Source organism: Spirosoma montaniterrae, from assembly GCF_001988955.1.
GTDB classification, from domain to species: domain Bacteria; phylum Bacteroidota; class Bacteroidia; order Cytophagales; family Spirosomataceae; genus Spirosoma; species Spirosoma montaniterrae.
This window is the reverse complement of sequence record NZ_CP014263.1, coordinates 1,323,396-1,342,304: the sequence shown is the minus strand read 5'-3', so window position 1 is coordinate 1,342,304 and position 18,909 is coordinate 1,323,396. Positions and strand designations below refer to the sequence as shown.

At 51.4% G+C, this 18,909-nt stretch carries 15 protein-coding genes; 6 read left to right on the top strand and 9 right to left on the bottom strand.

Annotation, left to right across the window (positions count from 1 at the left end):
- Nucleotides 1–29: 29 nt before the first annotated feature.
- The 3 genes from AWR27_RS05785 (at nucleotide 30) to AWR27_RS05775 (ending at nucleotide 3,321) form a co-directional block, all read left to right on the top strand.
- Nucleotides 30–1,127, top strand: a complete 1,098-nt coding sequence (locus AWR27_RS05785; protein ID WP_077130315.1) for an ATP-grasp domain-containing protein — start codon at nucleotides 30–32, stop codon at nucleotides 1,125–1,127.
- Nucleotides 1,128–1,199: 72 nt separating this feature from the next.
- Nucleotides 1,200–2,642 (top strand): dihydrolipoamide acetyltransferase family protein, encoded by a 1,443-nt coding sequence (locus AWR27_RS05780; RefSeq protein WP_077130314.1) that lies wholly within the window; start codon nucleotides 1,200–1,202, stop codon nucleotides 2,640–2,642.
- Nucleotides 2,643–2,679: 37 nt separating this feature from the next.
- On the top strand, nucleotides 2,680–3,321 hold the full coding sequence (locus tag AWR27_RS05775; RefSeq protein ID WP_077130313.1) for a porin family protein: 642 nt from the start codon (nucleotides 2,680–2,682) through the stop codon (nucleotides 3,319–3,321).
- Nucleotides 3,322–3,398: 77 nt separating this feature from the next.
- On the opposite strand, the gene AWR27_RS05770 is transcribed toward AWR27_RS05775, so the two are convergent.
- The 7 genes from AWR27_RS05770 to AWR27_RS05740 all read right to left on the bottom strand — a co-directional run bounded on the left by AWR27_RS05770 (nucleotide 3,399) and on the right by AWR27_RS05740 (nucleotide 11,597).
- Nucleotides 3,399–6,356: a glycosyltransferase family 117 protein gene (locus AWR27_RS05770; RefSeq protein ID WP_077130312.1), complete on the bottom strand. Its 2,958-nt coding sequence runs from the start codon at nucleotides 6,354–6,356 to the stop codon at nucleotides 3,399–3,401.
- Nucleotides 6,357–6,520: 164 nt separating this feature from the next.
- Nucleotides 6,521–7,150: a pPIWI-associating nuclease domain-containing protein gene (locus tag AWR27_RS05765; protein WP_077130311.1), complete on the bottom strand. Its 630-nt coding sequence runs from the start codon at nucleotides 7,148–7,150 to the stop codon at nucleotides 6,521–6,523.
- Nucleotides 7,140–7,598 (bottom strand): RusA family crossover junction endodeoxyribonuclease, encoded by a 459-nt coding sequence (locus tag AWR27_RS05760; RefSeq protein ID WP_198045096.1) that lies wholly within the window; start codon nucleotides 7,596–7,598, stop codon nucleotides 7,140–7,142. The genes AWR27_RS05765 and AWR27_RS05760 overlap by 11 nt, the downstream gene beginning before the upstream one ends.
- 88 nt (nucleotides 7,599–7,686) lie before the next feature.
- Nucleotides 7,687–7,878, bottom strand: coding sequence for a hypothetical protein (locus AWR27_RS25700; protein ID WP_232325986.1), 192 nt, complete (start codon nucleotides 7,876–7,878; stop codon nucleotides 7,687–7,689).
- A 175-nt stretch (nucleotides 7,879–8,053) separates the two neighbouring features.
- Nucleotides 8,054–10,699 (bottom strand): DNA mismatch repair protein MutS, encoded by a 2,646-nt coding sequence (mutS, locus tag AWR27_RS05750; RefSeq protein WP_077130308.1) that lies wholly within the window; start codon nucleotides 10,697–10,699, stop codon nucleotides 8,054–8,056.
- 242 nt (nucleotides 10,700–10,941) lie between these two features.
- Nucleotides 10,942–11,247, bottom strand: a complete 306-nt coding sequence (locus tag AWR27_RS05745; protein WP_077130307.1) for a helix-turn-helix domain-containing protein — start codon at nucleotides 11,245–11,247, stop codon at nucleotides 10,942–10,944.
- Complete coding sequence (locus AWR27_RS05740; protein WP_077130306.1) at nucleotides 11,244–11,597, bottom strand: type II toxin-antitoxin system RelE/ParE family toxin; 354 nt, start codon at nucleotides 11,595–11,597, stop codon at nucleotides 11,244–11,246. The genes AWR27_RS05745 and AWR27_RS05740 overlap by 4 nt, the downstream gene beginning before the upstream one ends.
- Before the next feature lie 65 nt (nucleotides 11,598–11,662).
- On the opposite strand from AWR27_RS05740, the gene AWR27_RS05735 reads away from it, so the two are divergent.
- From AWR27_RS05735 to AWR27_RS05725, 3 genes are all read left to right on the top strand, one after another.
- On the top strand, nucleotides 11,663–12,193 hold the full coding sequence (locus AWR27_RS05735) for an RNA methyltransferase (protein ID WP_077130305.1): 531 nt from the start codon (nucleotides 11,663–11,665) through the stop codon (nucleotides 12,191–12,193).
- 75 nt (nucleotides 12,194–12,268) lie between these two features.
- Nucleotides 12,269–12,763, top strand: a complete 495-nt coding sequence (locus tag AWR27_RS05730; RefSeq protein WP_077130304.1) for a hypothetical protein — start codon at nucleotides 12,269–12,271, stop codon at nucleotides 12,761–12,763.
- Nucleotides 12,764–12,938: 175 nt separating this feature from the next.
- Nucleotides 12,939–13,865: a sensor histidine kinase gene (locus AWR27_RS05725; RefSeq protein WP_077130303.1), complete on the top strand. Its 927-nt coding sequence runs from the start codon at nucleotides 12,939–12,941 to the stop codon at nucleotides 13,863–13,865.
- A 43-nt stretch (nucleotides 13,866–13,908) separates the two neighbouring features.
- Here AWR27_RS05725 and AWR27_RS05720 read toward each other — a convergent pair whose 3' ends face one another.
- Together AWR27_RS05720 and AWR27_RS05715 are read right to left on the bottom strand one after the other, a co-directional pair.
- Entirely contained in the window at nucleotides 13,909–17,712 is a 3,804-nt protein-coding gene (locus tag AWR27_RS05720; protein WP_077130302.1) for a PVC-type heme-binding CxxCH protein, read from the bottom strand.
- 88 nt (nucleotides 17,713–17,800) lie between these two features.
- On the bottom strand, nucleotides 17,801–18,907 hold the full coding sequence (locus AWR27_RS05715) for a Gfo/Idh/MocA family protein (protein WP_077130301.1): 1,107 nt from the start codon (nucleotides 18,905–18,907) through the stop codon (nucleotides 17,801–17,803).
- Nucleotides 18,908–18,909: the final 2 nt, after the last annotated feature.

The window sequence follows — 18,909 nt, the reverse complement described above, 5'->3', positions numbered from 1 at the left end:
CAAAGCGGGTTTCCACCCGCGCTACTTTTATGAAAAAAATAGGCATCCTTTTCGGTCAGGAAAATACGTTCCCACAAGCCTTCATTGACCGCGTAAATGAAAAACAAAGCGAATTTCCGGCTGAATTTGTCAGCATCGACCGCGTTGAACAGGGCGTTGCTACCGAGTACGCCGTAATTATCGACCGGATTTCGCAGGACGTGCCCTTCTATAAAGCGTTCCTGAAAAACGCAGCCCTCACCGGCACCGCCGTGGTGAATAACCCCTTCTGGTGGGCCGCCGACGAGAAGTTTTTCAACAATGCGCTGGCCGTTCAGATTGGCGTGCCGGTGCCCAAAACCATTCTGCTGCCCTCCAAAGAACGCCCCGACGACACTAACCACAATTCGTTTCGCAACCTGCGGCACATGGATTGGGATGCCATTTTCAACCACATCGGTTTCCCGGCGTTCATGAAACCCCACGCGGGTGGTGGCTGGAAAAGCGTGTATAAAGTCGATAACCCGGAGCAGATGTTCCGGTCGTACGACGAAACCGGGCAGTTGGTGATGCTGTATCAGGAAGCCATTGATTTTGAAGATTATTTCCGGTGTTACTGCATTGGCGGCAAAGACGTTCGCATTATGCCTTACGAGCCGCGTAACCCGCACCACCTGCGCTATGCCGCCGAGATGAAAACAACGGGCGACGCGGGCAAAAAACTCCTCGAAACCATGACCGACTACGTGCTGAAGCTGAACCACGCCCTCGGTTATGACTTCAACACGGTTGAGTTTGCCGTGCGCGACGGTATCCCCGTTGCCATCGATTTCTGCAACCCCGCCCCCGACGCCGACGTGCATTCGGTTGGGCAAGCCAATTTCGACTGGGTGGTTGAAGCGGCTGCCAACATGGCAATCGAGCGAGCCAAACGCGTGCAGAAAGGCAAAGACAACCTCACATGGGGCACGTTTGTACGCGGTTCCGTGATGGGCACCAGTATTGTACCCGACGCTCCGGCGAAAGCTCCAAAGGCTGAAAAACCGGCAAAGGAAGAAAAAGAAGCGAAAGCCGAAAAAGCTCCGAAGACTGAGAAGCCGAAGAAAGAAGCCGAGAAAGAGGAAAAGCCGAAAAAGGCGAAAAAGTAAAAACGCTCCGGTCTTCTGCAAGGGGGCGAATTAATTCGCCCCCTTGCGGAAAAATGAAGAATACCAAAAACTATGGCACTCATCAACATGGTTATGCCCAAAATGGGCGAAAGTATAATGGAATGTACGGTCATTGCCTGGCTCAAACAGCCCGGCGACCGAATCGAAGCCGATGAGTCGATACTGGAAGTGGCAACCGATAAGGTTGACACTGAAGTGCCGGCGTTGGAATCGGGCATTCTGAAAGAAATTTTAGTAAATAACGGCGACGTAGTAGCTGTCGGTGCTCCCATTGCCCGCATCGAAACCGACGTCGCTGCTGCGGGTGATACCTCCTCGCCCACCCCTACTAATGATACGGAGCAGTTGCCCGTTGGCATTGGCGACGTTGCCAACACAGGCAAAGATCAACCCGACCTGCATGAAGTATCGGAGTCGGTACGGGAGTTAGAAACCAGTATTGCGGCTATGAGCAGCCGGGCGGCCCCCACGCCCGAAACAGCCGTTGCCGATTCTGTTGAAACGGTAGCCGATTCGTCTGTTGCCTTCACTGACCGCTTTTATTCGCCGTTGGTGCTAAAGATTGCCAAAGAAGAGGGCATAAACCGCGACGAACTCGACCAAATTCCCGGTTCCGGTGCCGATAACCGGGTAACGAAGAAAGACATTCTGGCTTATCTGGAAAGGAATAAGGAGCAAGATATACAGGAAGTAAGGCAACCGGAAACCATCCAACCCCCTGTTACCCCCACATTACCCCCTACTCCTTCGTCCCCCGCACCTCGTTCGCTGAACGGTCAGGCCGACATTGTGCAGATGGACCGGATGCGGAAGATGATTGCGCAGCGAATGGTAGAATCGAAGCAGATTTCGCCCCACGTCAGTTCGTTCGTTGAAGCCGATATGACGCCGGTTGTACAGTGGCGCACCCGTGTGAAAGATCAGTTTAAGCAACAAACCGGCGAAAACCTGACCTACACGCCCATTCTGGTCGAAGCCGTTGTCAAGGCCATCAAAGATTTCCCGATGATTAACGTTTCGGTCGATGGTGATTCGATTATCGTGAAAAAGGCCGTGAATATCGGCATGGCTGTTGCCCTTCCCAACGGCAACCTGATTGTGCCGGTTATTCACAATGCGGACCAGTATAACCTTGTGGGCCTGACGAAGCGCGTGAACGATCTGACCAAACGCGCCCGCGAAAACAAACTTACCGCCGACGATCTGGCCGGTGGCACGTACACCATCTCGAACATCGGCACCTTCGGAAATCTGATGGGAACGCCTATTATTTTGCAGCCCCAGGTAGCCATCATGGCGTTCGGGGCCATTGTAAAAAAACCCGCCGTTATCGAAACCCCGCAGGGCGATTTTATCGGTATCCGGCAGTTGATGTTTCTTTCTCACTCCTACGACCACCGTGTAGTCGATGGTTCATTGGGCGGGCAGTTTGTTCGGCGCGTGGCCGATTATCTGGAGCAGTTTAACCCGCAAGGGGTTCTTAGTGGGTTGTAGATTGAATTGCCGCTATGCGTACCACTTATACTCATTTATGAAAAATGCTTACCAAATAACTCTGGCATTATTTGTCATAGCCACCTCGCCGACAGTTGCGCAGGTAGCAATCGGCCTGAAAGCTGGCCCTACGTTTAGTGGGGTAGCCCGCTCATCGTTCGGTGCTCAGGACTCGTATCGAATAGGCTGGCAGGCGGGGCTGTTTGGCGATATGCCCGTTGGGAAATCATTCTATCTGCAACCAGCGTTGTTGCTCACCAGCAGGGGCTTCAACTCGAAAGCATTGTTAATCAACGGGAATACGGGTGAAGTTGTGCGGCCAATCAATTACAGCCTGCGTCCGCTTTATGTAGAAATGCCTGTTCTGGTAGTCCATAAATTTGACGTCAGCAAGTCGTTGCGGGCTTACGTCGGCGCAGGAACATACATGGCGGTTGGTATTGGAGGCAGGCTGCTGAACGACGCGCCAGCGATATTCGGCAGTTCGGGTTTGGACGCTAAATTTGGCCGCAACGCACTGTTCAGCCAGTTTGATTTGGGTGGTAGTTTAGCGGTAGGTTTCGATATTCGCCAACGCTGGCAACTTGGCCTGAACTACAACGCAGGTTTACGAAGTAAGAGCTTAAGCAATCGGATGTTCAGCGTTACGGCGGGTATGTTTGTAGGGAAATACCGGTAGACATATTCGTGTTGTCAGTAATAAAAACGGCCCGGAGCAATGCGCTCCGGGCCGTTTTTATTACTGTTTCCCTGCTATCAACCGAACGCGTTGATGTGCTTCTGGAAGATGGCGTCGTATTTGCTGGCGGCTGCGGTTTGTTTGGCTTCCTTGCAGGCTTCGACAATAGTTTGCAGAATGTACAAATCAGCGTCGGGGTTGCCGAAGCGGTTACCATTGCCAGTTTTGTTGTATGTCAGGTTCTGGTCGGCCCGAATTGCCATAGTATCAGCCACTTCGAGGGCTTTTTTGCTGTCGCCCACCGCAAACAGGAACCGCACGTAGTTCGATGAAATCTGGTCATACGGAATGCTTTTATCGGGAATGACCTTCATCGAGTAGTTCAGCACTTCGCGGGCTTTGTCGTTTTTGCCTTCGCGAATCAACTGATCGGCCAGTCGGAAGAACGCGATACGGGCCGAAATCACCGGCGGGCCTTTATACGTTTCGTCATAATACACGTCCGGGTTATCAAACTCGCGCCAGAAGGTCTTCTTCAGCATGTTGTTATACATGATGTCGGTGTTGACATAACCATCCGACGCGCCCGGCACGGCCACAGGCATCAGCCGATACGCGTAGCCTTCCAACTGCATGTATGGCTTCAGACTCAGGTAATTTTCGCCCCCTAATGTGCTCGAGAAATAAACGGGCCGCTGCCAGTTATTGGTTGCAATGATGTCGAGCATAATCAGGTCGGGCTTGTAGAGGTCTTTCTTACCGATAGTCCACTGCAAGGTATCTTTCACCAAAGGCCGCAGCGATGCCGGTACGAAATTAGCCTTATCAACAGCCGCCTTGTCGATAGGCATAAACAGTACCGACGAAGGCAGCACGCTCGTCATGTCGCCGTTGGTCAGCGGCACCTGAATGGCCGGGCTGTTGCTCTTGATCAGACTGATGTATTGCTTCAGGTCGATACCGCTTTTCACGCCCGGCACTTCATAGAAGGGCACAATGTCGTTTTTACCTTTGTTGAAATTGTCGAACTCCAGCGAAATCGGCAGTGCGTCGGATTCGTAGGTTTTGCGCTTCATCTGCTGGATGTACCATTCCGTACCCAGTAGGCTCAGGTTGCACACCCGCACGTCGCGCCGGAATCCCTCAACCTCCTGCACATACCAGAGCGGGAACGTGTCGTTGTCGCCCCCCGTGAACAGAATAGCGTTTGGCGCGCAGGAATTCAGCAGATTCTTGGCAAAATCGACCGATTGGTAGCGGTTGTTGCGGTTGTGATTATCCCAGCTTTTCGCGCCCATCATCACCGGCACGAGCAAACTTAGCCCGACAATCAATCCGTTACGCATCGTATCGGCTTTCAGGTACTGCCGCAACCCTTCGGCAATAGACATTACGCCCAAACCAATCCAGATGGCGAAGAAATAGAACGATCCGACGTAGATATAATCACGTTCGCGGGGTTCCGACGGGGGCGAGTTCAGGAAGATTTGCAGCGCGATTCCAGTAAACAGAAACAGCAAGGCTACAATCAGGAAATCGCGCCGACGCCGGAAATACTGGAACACAATGCCGAACAGCCCAAGCAGAAACGGCAGCATATAAAAATTATCGCGGGCTTTGTTATTCCTGAGCAGATCCGGTGCGTTTTCGTCCGACGACCACGGTAGCAGATACCCGGCACCTTCTTCGTCGGATTCGCGACCGGCGAAGTTCCACATCAGATACCGCCACCACATATGCCCCAGTTGGTGGCTGAACAGAAACGCTAAATTATCGCCCATTGTGGGTTTTTGCCCTTCGGCCAGCCCCAGCATTTGCCGGTACAACTGCGGGTGATTCTGCTGCGAACTGTACACGCGGGGAAACAGCATTTCGTCGCCAGGCTGATAGATGTACTCCGGCTGATAGTCGAAGATCACATATTTATTACCTTCTTTCTTCCACATCGGTGCACCGCGCTTCTGGTCGATAGGCCGCGAGGTAAACACAGGTCCGTATAGCAGCGAGCGGCTACCATACTGCTCGCGACGCAGATACGACAGAAAGTTCAGCGCATCGCTGGGGTCGTTCTCGTTGATGGGTGGATTGAAATCGGCCCGCACCAGCACCTGCATGTATGAAGCATAACCAATCAGCACAAACGCCAGCGACAGCAGCGAAGTATTCCAGATTGTCCGCCCTGTGCGTGCCGACCAGATGATCCCGTAAACAATAGTCCCCAGAAAGACTACCGTGAAGAAAATAACCCCAGAGTTAAAAGGCAGCCCCAGCGAATTAACGAAGATACGTTCTACGAAGAAAGCCATCCCTGGCAGGCCCGGAATAATACCCGCATTGATGATCATCAGTACCAGCAAACCAATACCAGCCGCCATAACCCCACCCCAGAAAGTGGGTTTAGCCTTTTTCTTAAAGTAATAAATCAATGCCAGCGCGGGCAGCGTCACGAGGTTCAGCAAGTGAACGCCGATAGACAGGCCGGTGAGATAAGCAATGAAAATCAGCCAGCGATTGGCCGCAGCAGAATCGTCGATACGTTCCCAGCGGAAAGCGGCCCACACCACAATGGCCGTAAAAAATGACGACATTCCGTACACTTCAGCCTCAACTGCCGAAAACCAGAATGTGTCAGAGAACGTGTAGACTAATGCGCCCACCGCTCCGGTGCCAATCACCAGCAGCGTATCGGCGGTGCTATAGTCGCTCTCGGCCCGGCCCAGCAGTTTCTGGGCCAGCATGGTGATGGTCCAGAACAGAAACAGGATGGTAAACGCGCTTGCCAGCACCGACGCCATGTTGACCCAGTACGCCACGCTCAGCACATCGCCAAACGAGAGCATGGAGAAAATGCGACCCAACAGCAGGAAAAACGGTGCACCGGGTGGGTGCGGCACCTGGAGTTTAAACGAACACGCAATGAATTCGCCACAATCCCAGAAACTGGCTGTCCGTTCAACGGTGCTGGCGTAGGTAAACAACGCCACCGCAAACAAAACCCAGCCAATGAGGGTGTTCAGGCGTTTAAATGATTGCATACAAGTGAAGAATTAACGGAACTACTTTTGTGTAAAGAATAATTTCTCAGACCGGGATTATCCCGACCATATTCATTCAGACCGGTCCAAAAATACGCAAAAAAGACGCCCCACCGGGTTGGGCGGGGCTGTTAAAGTTTGTTAAGGCTGGCTTTCAACAATAACTACTCGTAAAAAGACGCGGTATCTATCTCAATAGATTTTGCATTCGCAAGAAATAACTCCTGGTGTTCATTGTATTTGAGCACAACGTCAAAGGTGAGAGGAAAAGCGTCAGTTATAGTAGTTTTATCGTTTCCCGAACCATGCTGAAGTTCTACTTCTACCACACCGCTTCCTTTCGCCATTATACTATTCTCTTCCGAGACTGTCAATTCGTCGATAGTAGCTTCCTCTACTCCGGTAATTCGAGTGTTTGAGGACAGTCTGTTAAGTTCATCAGGCATACTTGCACGATGAACCAGATAATCGAACAACAAATGATCTATGTTCGGAACGTCTATTTTTTTCCGCTTGGGCGGCAAAGCCACTACCACCATAAATTTGTAGTTATCATGACTACGCACGTAGTCTCCCAATGCGACTATCTGTTCTCGCTTTTTGGGCGTCATTCTACCTGTCTTGACTTCAACAACAATAACCTCATCACCTTTTCGGGCAACTAAATCAGCTTTATGGTTCCCAATTTTCTCTTCTTTGGCAACTAAATAACCTTTAGTCTGGTAATCAGCAACAAGCTGGTCAATGGCTATATCGTGCAGATAACGCTGCAGGTATTGTTGTCTAATTTCCATATCTGTTCATGTTCAATTTAACCATGTCAGCATTAAACACACCACACTCAACATACAGAATGTGATTTTCGGTTTCATTATTCAAAGCGTCCAGAAACTGTGTTACTATTAATCCTGGCAAACCTGTGCTATCAATTTTAGCAAAGTCGTTTTTAGTTAAGTCAAAACTACCAGCAATACGCAGTTTTACTTGCCTGTCGTCTTCAAAAAGTACACCTTTTAAACAATCCCATATTGGTTTGCTTAAGTTGTCGGCATCAATACCATTATCCTCTCGATAAAAATGGTAAACCAACCCGTATAACTCTCCCCCAACTGGTATATGCCCCCCATGATTCGCATTAAAAGCACTCCGCAGGGATTCTTTGTAAGCACTTTTCTTTGGCTCAGGCAACTTTCCCCAACTATTGTAGGATTTCGGTCTTAAACTAACGATAAAACTATACACGGCTGCGTGAATTTAATAGAATGAACCTACCTGTACAGCTCGCCCCGTGCGGCTTTCAGCGTATTCTGCATCAGCGAACAGATGGTCATCAGGCCCACGCGAGTGGCCGATACGTAGGCAGGCAGCCCCTCGCCATGCGGCCAATGTTGATGGGGTGAAAGCCCTTGAGGTCTTTGGTCAGGTCGATGGTCTCCATCACACGGTCGGGGTTGATGTGTTTGGGGAGCGATAACTGCACAATCAGCCCGTCAATATCGGGGTTGTTTTTTACGTTCTGCACAGCCTCGAACACTCTCGCGATGGCTCGTGCGTTCCAATTAATGTCGCAAATTTTGCAATAATTTGCGACATTGAAAACCCATTCCTACAAAGTGAGTGATATGACTCCACTTTCTTAATGGCCTTTATATGTGTTAATTATTTCAAATTTAACTTATCAAATCACATAAATCAGCCTACTCCAGCATCTTCAGCAACTCGTTTAGTTTCAGGAGAGCCTCAATGGGCGTCAGGCGGTTCACGTCGATGGTGCGGAGTTTTTCTTTGATAGCTTCCGATTTGGGGTCGCCTGCTTCAATGATACGCAGGGCTAATTCCCGCTCGGCAGGGGCGGCTTCGCGAATGCGCTCTTTGTTATTCTCGCGAACGTGCGACGCTTCCAACTGCTTCAGAATTTGCCCGGCCCGGTTCACGACCTGCGACGGCATACCAGCCATCTGCGCCACGTGAATACCGAAACTGTGTTCCGAGCCGCCTTCTTTCAGTTTTCGTAGAAAAATCACTTTGTTACCCATTTCCTTCACGGCCACATTGAAGTTTCGGATGCGCGGGTTGTCGGCGGCCAGATCGTTGAGTTCGTGGTAGTGGGTGGCGAACAGCGTTTTGGGTCGGCAGTCGGTTTGGTTGTGCAGGTATTCGGTAATGGCCCAGGCAATCGAGACACCGTCATACGTGCTGGTGCCACGCCCGATTTCGTCCATCAACACCAAACTGCGTTCGCTCAGGTTATTAAGAATGCTGGCCGTTTCGGTCATCTCGACCATGAACGTGCTTTCGCCCCGCGAGAGGTTATCGCTGGCTCCCACGCGCGTAAAAATTTTATCGACCAAGCCAATCTCGGCCATCGACGCCGGTACGAAACTACCCGACTGCGCCATCAGCACAATCAGAGCCGTTTGCCGTAACAGAGCCGATTTACCGGCCATGTTTGGCCCCGTAATGATGATAATCTGCTGCGTTTCGTCGTCTAAATAAATATCGTTGGGAATATAGGGTTCGCCGGGCGGCAGTTGCTGCTCAATAACCGGGTGCCGTCCGTCTTTGATAGTCAGCACTTTGCTTTCATTAATCTGCGGACGCACGTATTTATTCCGAACGGCTACACGCGCAAACGACGACAGCACGTCGAGTACCGACAGTACGCGTGCATTTTGCTGAATAGCACCGACATATTCGCCAGCAGCCACCACCAGTTCGTTGAACATGCGGGCTTCGATCTGAAAAATCTGCTCTTCAGCATTCAGGATTTTCTCCTCGTATTCTTTCAGTTCAGGCGTTACGTAGCGTTCGGCATTGACGAGCGTTTGCTTTCTGATCCAGTCGTCGGGTACGCGATTTTTGTGGGCGTGCGTTACTTCCAGATAATAACCGAATACTTTATTGTACGATATTTTAAGTGAGCCAATACCCGTGCGCTGAATCTCACGCTCCTGCAACTGCAACAGGTAATCTTTACCCGAATAAGCAATAGCGGTCAGAGCGTCTAATTCGGCGTTGATATCAGGCTTTATCATATTGCCCTGGTTCGAGAGTGCAGGCGGGTCGTCGCGCAATTCAGCGTCGATACGATCAATCAAAAACGCCACTGGATTAAGCTGATCGGCGTATTTTTTCAGCGAGAGCGACTCATTCTGGCTGAGTGCCGTAATCAGCATCTCTTTGATCGGCAACACGTGTTGCAGCGACCGCTTTAGTTGTACCAACTCGCGGGGGTTGATGCGCCGAACCGCTACTTTGGAGACTAACCGCTCCAAATCACCGATCTGCCGAAGATGATTCACCATCACGTCGGCCAGCTCGATGTCGTTCACGAGCAGTTCAACCATATTCAGCCGCTCATCGATCAGGGCCTTTTCTTTGAGTGGGAGATTGAGCCACTTACGAAGCAGCCGCGCCCCCATCGGCGTAACGGTCTGATCGAGAATATGAATCAGCGGCACGCCCCCCTCCTGCTGTGCGGCTGTTAGTTCGAGGTTACGGATAGTAAACCGGTCGAGCCATACATAACGGTCTTCTTCGAGCCGCGTAACGCGGGTAATGTGCTGAAGGTCTTTATGTTCGGTCTCATTAAGGTAGTGCAGAATTACGCCGGCTGCGATGATACCATCGGGGAGTCCCTCAATACCAAAACCCTTCAGCGAAGTAGTCTGAAAATGCTGTTTGAGGTAGTTATAGCCAAAGTCATACGTAAAAGCCCAGTCTTCGAGCGTATAAGTATGAAACTTGTCGCCGAACAACGTGCCGAACTCCTGCCGGTTGCGCTTGCAGTATAGCACCTCCGAGGGATTGAAACTCTGCAACAATTTATCGACATAGGCCGAATTACCCTGCGATGCCAGAAACTCCCCCGTCGATACGTCGAGGAACGAGACACCGAACTGATCGTCTGTTTTACCAAAATGCACAGCCGCGAGGTAGTTGTTCCGGCGCATGTCCAGAACGTTGTCGTTGAACGACACGCCCGGCGTAACGAGTTCGGTAACGCCCCGCCTGACTATGCCTTTAGCCTGCGCCGGGTCTTCGAGCTGATCGCATATGGCAACGCGTTCGCCTGCCCGAACCAGTTTGGGCAGATGCGTATCGAGCGAGTGATGAGGAAATCCGGCGAGTTCTTCGTTGGCTCCGCCGTTGTTACGTTTGGTAAGCGTAATACCCAGAATTTTACTGGCTTTTACTGCATCATCGCCGAAGGTTTCGTAAAAATCACCGACGCGAAAGAGCAGCAGCGCACCGGGGTATTTGGCTTTAATCTGGTTGTATTGACGGTTTAGGGGCGTTTCGTTCTTCTTTTTTTGCGGACTTGCGGCAGCGGCTGTCTTCACTGTTTTTTACCTTTCTTTTTCTAACAAATTTAACCAATTTAGTGAAAAGAAGAAACTGACGTCTTATAGTGAGCCATTCGCAAATACACTTAATAAACAAAAATAATAACTATAAAAGTTATAAAATCGACAAAGGATTTAAGGCATTATTCTACGTATACATGTTGTTTTGATTTACTACCTTGTTATGTGCAGCTCTTTATGCAATGGGAGGACTTTATTTACGAAGCGAAACAAACTTTTCATTTCTGCAACTGAAACGCCTTTCCAAAACCAGCTTCGAACAGTACATTCAGCATCGCCGTTGACAGTTCAATTTTTCCCCGCTCCAATCGGGCAATCAAGCTTTTCTGAGTGCCTGTTTTTTGAGCCAGTTCTTCCTGTGTTAGTTTAGCCAGTCGGCGTTCTTCCTTCAGCATCTCGGCAATTCTGAATGCACGCGCTTCTGCTTCATACGAATCACGGGCCATCGTTCCCCGCTTACCGTATTTCTCTTCTAAATGCTGCTCAAACGTTGTTACGTTGGGGTGGTCTGTTGCGATAATCATAGCTCCGTTAACTTTTCTACAAAGTACTCCTCTTTTAAACGCTCGGCCAATTCGATTTCGTTCTTTGGTGTCTTCTGGGATTTCTTTTGGAAGCCATTCATTAGAATAACTAACTGGCCTTCATCGAAGAAACAAAAAATTCGGTAGATATTGCTACTGACCTCGACGCGTATTTCATAAATACCTTTGCTCCCTTCTACGTGTTTCAAAAACTTCTCGGGAACGCGCTGAACGTAGCGAATCAAGTCAAGCACATACTCAATCTTTCGTTGTACGGTTGAGGTTTGGCGGTCATTAAATTCCTTGAAATAGTGCTTATAACTAACAACTTCCCGAATCGGTGATTGCATCCCCAAAACTAACTATTTCTCCTCTTCTGACGTTTCTTTGCCTAATAATTCCACGATACACTATTATGTCTCCCCGTAAACTCGCTCTCGATGAACTGAACCGGCTCTCGGTCGATGAATTTAAAACCGCCGAAAAATTTCCTTACTGCCTGATTTTAGATGATGTTCGCAGCCTCAACAACGTAGGTTCGGTGTTCCGAACAGCCGACGCTTTCCGGGCTGAGCAACTGTATCTATGCGGCATTACTGGTCAGCCACCCCACCGCGACATTACCAAAACCGCTCTCGGCGCTACTGAATCCGTTAGCTGGACATACGCTCCCGATATACTGGTTTTGACCAAACAATTACAACAGAGCGGCTGGCTGATAGTGGCCGTCGAACAGGCGGAAGGCAGCACGTCGCTGACCGACTTCCAGCCGGAACCGAACCGAAAGTACGCGTTTGTATTGGGCAATGAAGTGACTGGTGTACGAAATGACGTAATACAGCAGGCCGATACCGTGCTGGAAATTCCTCAGTTTGGCACGAAACATTCGCTCAATATTGCCGTTACAGCAGGGATTATTTGCTGGGATTACCTCCAAAAAAGATAATATAAATTTAACATTGAACTTGCTTTTCTCATTTAAAAAAGCTATTTCTTTGTAAATTTTTTTCTTATATAAACTATGGCAACCAAAATCAACAAAAGCAAACAGCAGTCGCTGACGTCAGACATTATCAGCTCGATAGAAACCAAACTTGGTGAAGCAGGCGAAGCAACCAAGAAGATGAAAAAATCCATCGAGAAGTCGGCAGAGAAACTGGCGAAGAAGCTATCTAAATTGATGGCTAAAGACGAAAAGAAGAAGGCCAAACCGGCAAAAGATACGCAAAAGAAAGCCCAAAAAGAGGCTACCAAAGCGAAAAAGAACGCAGCCAAGGCTGAGAAAAACGCAAAACGCGCCGTTAACAAGAAAACACAAAAGCCGGTTGTCGTAGCACCTGTTGCCACCGAAGCAACGCCTGAAACCAAGACCAGCCCAACCGTTTCCAGCCCCAAACCTTCGCCAGCTAAACCAGCTTCCGGCCCTAAAGCAGCACCCGCCAAGCCAGCTACCCCCAAACCAGCATCACCGGCCAGCACACCCCCCGTTAGCGAAACGCCAGCCGAGAAAGCATAAAGGTATTTGCAATACCTTACACAAAAAAAGCCTACTGAATAGTAGGCTTTTTTTGTGTAACTAAAAAATTGCCGTAATTTCATGTGACTTTCACACCAACGGTCCGTCCTTACTGAATTACTTTGGATAAGTACGCAACCGTTTCTCTTCCTGACCCCATGAAATTGCCACTTTTATGGCTAACCGCACTACTGCATTGCCGTTTATTGTCGCTGCATTGCTGCTGACAATTGCATCCGCCGTGTTGCTTTTTATCGACTGGTCTCCTCTGTCCGGTACTACCCTGGGTATTTCACCAACTACCCGTTCGTGGGCACTGGTATTACTTACCATAGCCTCGCAAATTACCCTGGGTTTTCTCATCTGGCGCATTCTGCTACAGCCACGCTCCGCCGTTATACATACTGAAGTACTGCACTCGTTAGTGCATGAATTTCAGACGCCCATTGCAGCCATACGTATGGCTGCCGACATTCTTGACTCGCCCATTGCCCGTAATCAGCCCGAACGTTCGGATAAATACATTCGCATTATCCGCGAAGAGTCAGAACGCCTGCAACATCAGGTAGAAACCATGCTGACGCTGGCCCGTGCGGAGCGCAATACCCTGATCCTGAACAATGAACCCGTTTCAGTTTATCAATTGCTATCATCCGTAGCCGAACGCCACGCTGATTATTTACAGCTTTGCCTGCCTGCTACCAACGCGCATTTTCTGGCCGACCGGCTGCATTTAACCAATGTACTCCATAACTTGCTGGATAATGCCGTTAAATACAGTCCCACTGAACCCATTATTACCCTACGAGCCGAGGAAACGGCTGGGGGGTTGCTTATTGCCGTTCGTGACCAGGGCGTAGGAATTCCGGCCCAGTTTATCGGTCAGATTTTTCAGCCCTTCTTTCGCGTACATGACCGCAATCAGCCCAGCGTGAAAGGTTTTGGACTGGGGTTAAGTTATGTGCATCGTATCGTGCTGGCTCACAATTGGACCATCGACGTACAAAGTGAACTTGGCAAAGGCAGTGAATTCACTATTCGCATTCCGCAAACGGCCCTTCTCCCCGAAGTCGATAAATCGTCCGTAAGTAGGTCGAAGTAGGTTGTTCATCCGTAAGTTTCACCACTTCTGACTAAAAATCTGTTTACCTGACATTACTCACGGTTGGCGGTGCGCTGCTCACTTTCATTATGCCATTCATGAGCCGCCAATGGCCGGGAAACGTACAGATAAACGGATAGTCGCCGGGTTGCGCGGGTGCCGTAAATTTCAGCCGATACGTTTGGTCAGGATTCACTAACGGCGTGGCAACAATCACCTGCGGGATGCTGGGCACGTAAGCCCGCTCGGCTCCGTCTTTGGCCGTGATGAGTTTGTCGGCTGCTGCGCCAATAATGTCCATGCTTTTCGGTTTGCCGATCACGAGATTATGCTGCATGGCGTCGGGGTTTTCCAGTATAATTTCAACTGGTTTACCAGCCTGCACAGCGAATGTTTTCTGATCGAAACGCATCTCTTCACGCACGGTTTTCAGTCGAACAACCTGCACGTTTGGGTCGGTGGGTTCGGCGGAAGCAAGGCCCCACGCTTCGTACAGGCGCGTTAGCCGTTCTTTGTTTTCGGGCGATACAGTGCTGCTCAAACTGGCTAAGAACGGCTTGTCGGCATCGCGGACGGTGGCTTTTTGCTTCAGATTCCAACCTTCCGTCACACCTTTCACCAAAGCGGCTCCCTGCGCCGGGCCGAGTTTCTGCACCGTGCGAAGCAGCGCAACGACCGAATCGACGGGTTGCACCGACGCGTAACTGCGGCTGGCGCGCTCAAGCACATAGGCCGTCATGTCTTTGGGAGCGCGGTAGACGAGCGTATGCGTGGCGGTGTTATTTCGCTCATTGCCTTCGGTAATCTGGTTGTCGCGGTCGAGTGTGGCTGTGATGGTGTACTGCCCCGCCCGCTCGAAGCTGACCCAGAATTCAGTACTCCAGGGGCCGTTGTTTCCCTTGCTGATGGTAACGGTTTCGCCGGGTTTAAGGCCGGTTGTATGCGCCACGCTAACGTAATCAATTTTGGCCGGGTCGGTCGATTTTGCCGGTCCTTCGATACGCAGATTGAGCGGCACAGGCGTACCGGCTGGTATTTCTCTATCGCCCATGTTGGTCACGTAAACCTCGACTTTCGCGCCCTGCCGCACCTCGGGCGATTCGGGCGTAGTGCGAATGACCGAGACAACAAGATCGGGCTTATTAACTGATGGAATGACAGATTGATTGACTGCTGGCGGGTTGGGGCCACTACCCTGTTTGGGAGCTACATGGTCGTGGTGTTGATGGTCGGCGGGTGCTGTAGCCGGTTGCGCGGGAACATTCTGTGCCGTTTGCTTCAGATACGCTTTCAGCAACTGACCACCGTTCCCGCTCAACGCCAGCGCAAATGCATCGGGCAACCAGCGGTCGTTCATTTCGGTAGCTTTAGTTAATCGACTCAACAGGGCGTCGTTGACTACTGCATCACGGGGCGATTCTGATAAGGCAAGTAACGCGTTCAGTACAACCAGCGGCTCAGTATCGTTGAGCTTATCAGCCCGCAACAGGGCATCAACCGATTGTTTTGTGCGGGGCAATACCTGCACCGCCGTTTTCCGAACATTCGACGCCGGATGCTTCAGCAGCATTTCCAGTTGATTTTCAGGCAATTCGCCCAACCCGTCAAGCGTCCAGAGCGCGTGGATAACTGCCGGGTTGTTGCCGAATTCATCCACCGAGGTGTCTTTTAACACGTCCAGTAACTGCGGCACTACGTCTTTCTGGCCGCGCTCGATGAGCAGCCGCTGGGCGGTCATGCGCCAGAACAGATTGTCGTTTTTCAGCGCGGCCAGCAATTCGGTGGGGCGGTCTTTGCTCAGCGAAATCGGCGCATACGGCTTCGCGTTTTTGTAGCCAACGCGGTAGATGCGCCCGTGCGTAAAATCGCGCAGGTTGGTTTCGTAGGCGTTGCCTTTGCCGTTTTCAAATCCCTGTGGCGTCGGGTTATGCTGGATGATAAAACTATACCAGTCAACCACCCACACGGCTCCGTCGGGGCCGGTTTCGGCGAAAACGGGCGCGAACCACTCGTCGGCCCCGGCCATCAGGTTGAACCCAACGCCAGCCGCTTCGGTGTCTTCATAGTCGGTGCCTGTTTTCTGCATCACGTTCTGGTGTACAATGTGGCCCGTTGGTTCGCAGACAAACGCCACCCGGTTCCAGTACTCTTTTGGGAAAGCGCGGGCGGTGTAAAAATTATGCCCCGCTGCCGCCGTAAACCCGCCAAACACATCGACCTGCCGCACACGGGGCGTAATCGGTTTCATGTCTTTATGCGTGTCGGTGGGGCGGCTGCCATTCTCGCGCAGGTGTGGCCCACCCGAAAAGTAGCGGTTCGGGATAGGCGCATACCAGCCGTGAGCGTTGTTGGCCGTGCTGCCAAACACGTCGCCCGACTCGTTGAAGGCCAGCCCCCAGGTGTTGTTCGAGGTGCTGGTGATGTATTCGAGTTTCGAGCCGTCTGTCTTAAACCGGAAAAACCCCTGCCCGAATTTCACGCTGTCGGCTCCCGGACTGGATGGTCCGAACTTGCCTTTAAAACCTGAATAGCCGATGCTGCCCCAGATCCAGTTGTCGAAGCCGTAACGCAGGTTGCTCGGCCCGGCGTGGGTGTCGAACGTACCGAAGCCGGTAAAAACAATCTTTTTCACGTCGGCCTTGTCGTCGCCGTTGGTATCCTGCAAAAACAGCATGTGCGGAGCCTGCGCCACATACAGCCCACCATTGGCGAAGGTCATGCCGGTGGGAATGTTCAGCCCTTCGGCGAAGTTGGTGAACTTGTCGGCTTTGCCATCGGCATTGGTGTCTTCGCAGATAACAATGTAATCGGAGCCGGTGCCTTCCGGCTTGCGTTCGTTCGGGTAGTCTTTGGTAATCAGCGCGAACAACCGCCCGCGTTCGTCCCACGCCAGCGCGATAGGGTGCATCACGTTCGGCTCATGCGCGAATAAATCGAGCACAAAACCGACCGGCACCTGAATGTGCTTCATCGACTCTTCGGGCGACAGCGGCTTCTGCCGAAGCTGCGGACCGGGTCGCTTTTCATAGTTCGGCAATTTAGCTTCATCATACGCAAACGGCTGTGGGTTCAGCGCATCATACAGCTTTTTCACTTCATCGCCAACGGCCCACAATATGCCCCGTTCGAGCAGGGCGTGAAAACCCGGCTGACTCCAGGTACGTTCGTCGTGGCCGTAAGCGGTGTAAAAAATGCGGCCTTTGCCATACGTGCGCGTCCAGGTATAAGGCTCTTCAGCTACGCCGGGCTTATCAGACGCCTGATCGGCTTTAATGTCGCGCACGGCCAGCACGTTATTGTCGGGCTGTAAGTGGCTGTGCAGATATGTTTCATCATATGCTTTGAATGACGGCAACCCCGCTGTAATCGGGCTATTTGGCTGCGTAAAGCGGGTTTGAATGGTGTCCATTTTATGTCGCCAGAACTGTCCGCCCACGACCTTATCGACATATTCCGCCGAGTTGCGAAAACAATACGACGCGCAATGCACCGGAATCAGCCCATGCCCCGACGCCACATAGTCGAGCAGGGCGCGTTCCTGAGGCTTCGGGATACTATCCCAGTTGGCATAAATTAACAGCCCATCATATTGATTTAAGTTATCGGCGTTCAGGTCTTCGAGCCGGTCGGTATAGGTGATGTTGATACCCCGATTGCCCAGCGCGGCCATCAGTTGCGGCACCCGTTCGCGGGGTTGGTGGTGGCCGTTATCGCCCAGAAACAGGATTTCTGTCCGGCGCGGTTGGCCGTTGCCAGGTCTCGTAGCCTGCTGGCTCGTCTGCGTAGTTTGCTGACGGGCGCATTGCGTGAGCAGGAATGCAGTAAGGTAGAAAAAGAGCTTTCTCATTTTTTAACGCAGAGAAGCAGAGGTTTAGCAGAGACCACAGAGTTTCTTTGCGTACTCCGTGTAACCTCCGTTACCTCTGCGTTTAACTTTAAAACGCCGGTAGTTTCATAATCTCCCCACCGCGCAGGGCCGATTCGTGCGCCAGAATACCGACGCTGGTCCAGTTGGCTGATTGGGCCGCGTTGGGGAACGGATCGCGGTCTTCCACAATGGCCGACAGAAACTCGTGAACCATGTGCGGGTGCGAACCACCATGCCCGCCCCCCTGGGTAAACGATAGGTGTTGGCTCTCGTCGGCGTCATACACGCCTTTGGTTGTAAAGCGTTGAATTTCGGCAGGAAGCAAATGCGCGTAATCGGGTACAGTCACTTTTTCGGGGATTTCCGGTTCTGGTTTTTTGGCCGTATGAATCACCGGCTGCTCCTCCTCGATCAACTGCCACTCGAACGATTTTTTGTCGCCGTACACCTCGAAACTCTCGCGATATTGCCGCGCTACATCAAACAGCGACCGATACACGTAAGCCGATAAATCGCTGTCTTTAAACTTAATATGCGCCGACTCGACCGCAAACGGCGAGTTGTGAATCCGGGCCAGTTCGTCGCGAATCGTACCCGAACCGAAGCACGACACGTAATCAGCCTGTAGGCGCAGTAGCCCCGCCACCGGCCCAACGCAGTGCGTGGCGTAGTGCATGGGGGGCAAACCGGGCCAGTAATCGGGCCATCCGTCCATGTCCTGTTGGTGGCTGGCCTTCAGAAACTGCACTTTACCAAGTTGCCCGGTTTCGTACAATTCCTTTACAAACAGAAATTCGCGGCTATAGACCACCGTCTCCATCATCATGTACTTTTTGCCCGTCTCGCGGGTGGCCCGCACAATCTCGGCGCACTCCTCAACGGTCGTCGCCATTGGCACGGTGCAGGCTACGTGCTTGCCGGCCCGCAACGCTTTCAGGCTCTGCTCGGCGTGGTTCGGTATGGGCGAGTTGATGTGTACAGCGTCAACAGCGGGGTCCTCGAGCAGTTCGTCGTAGCTGCTGTAGCGTTTGTCGATGCCAAACGTATCACCAATCCTGTTCAGCTTATCGACATTGCGCTGGCAAATGGCGTACATGTTGGCATTCGGGTGCCGCTGATAAATTGGGATAAATTCGGCCCCAAAGCCGAGACCCACAATAGCGATGTTAATCATAA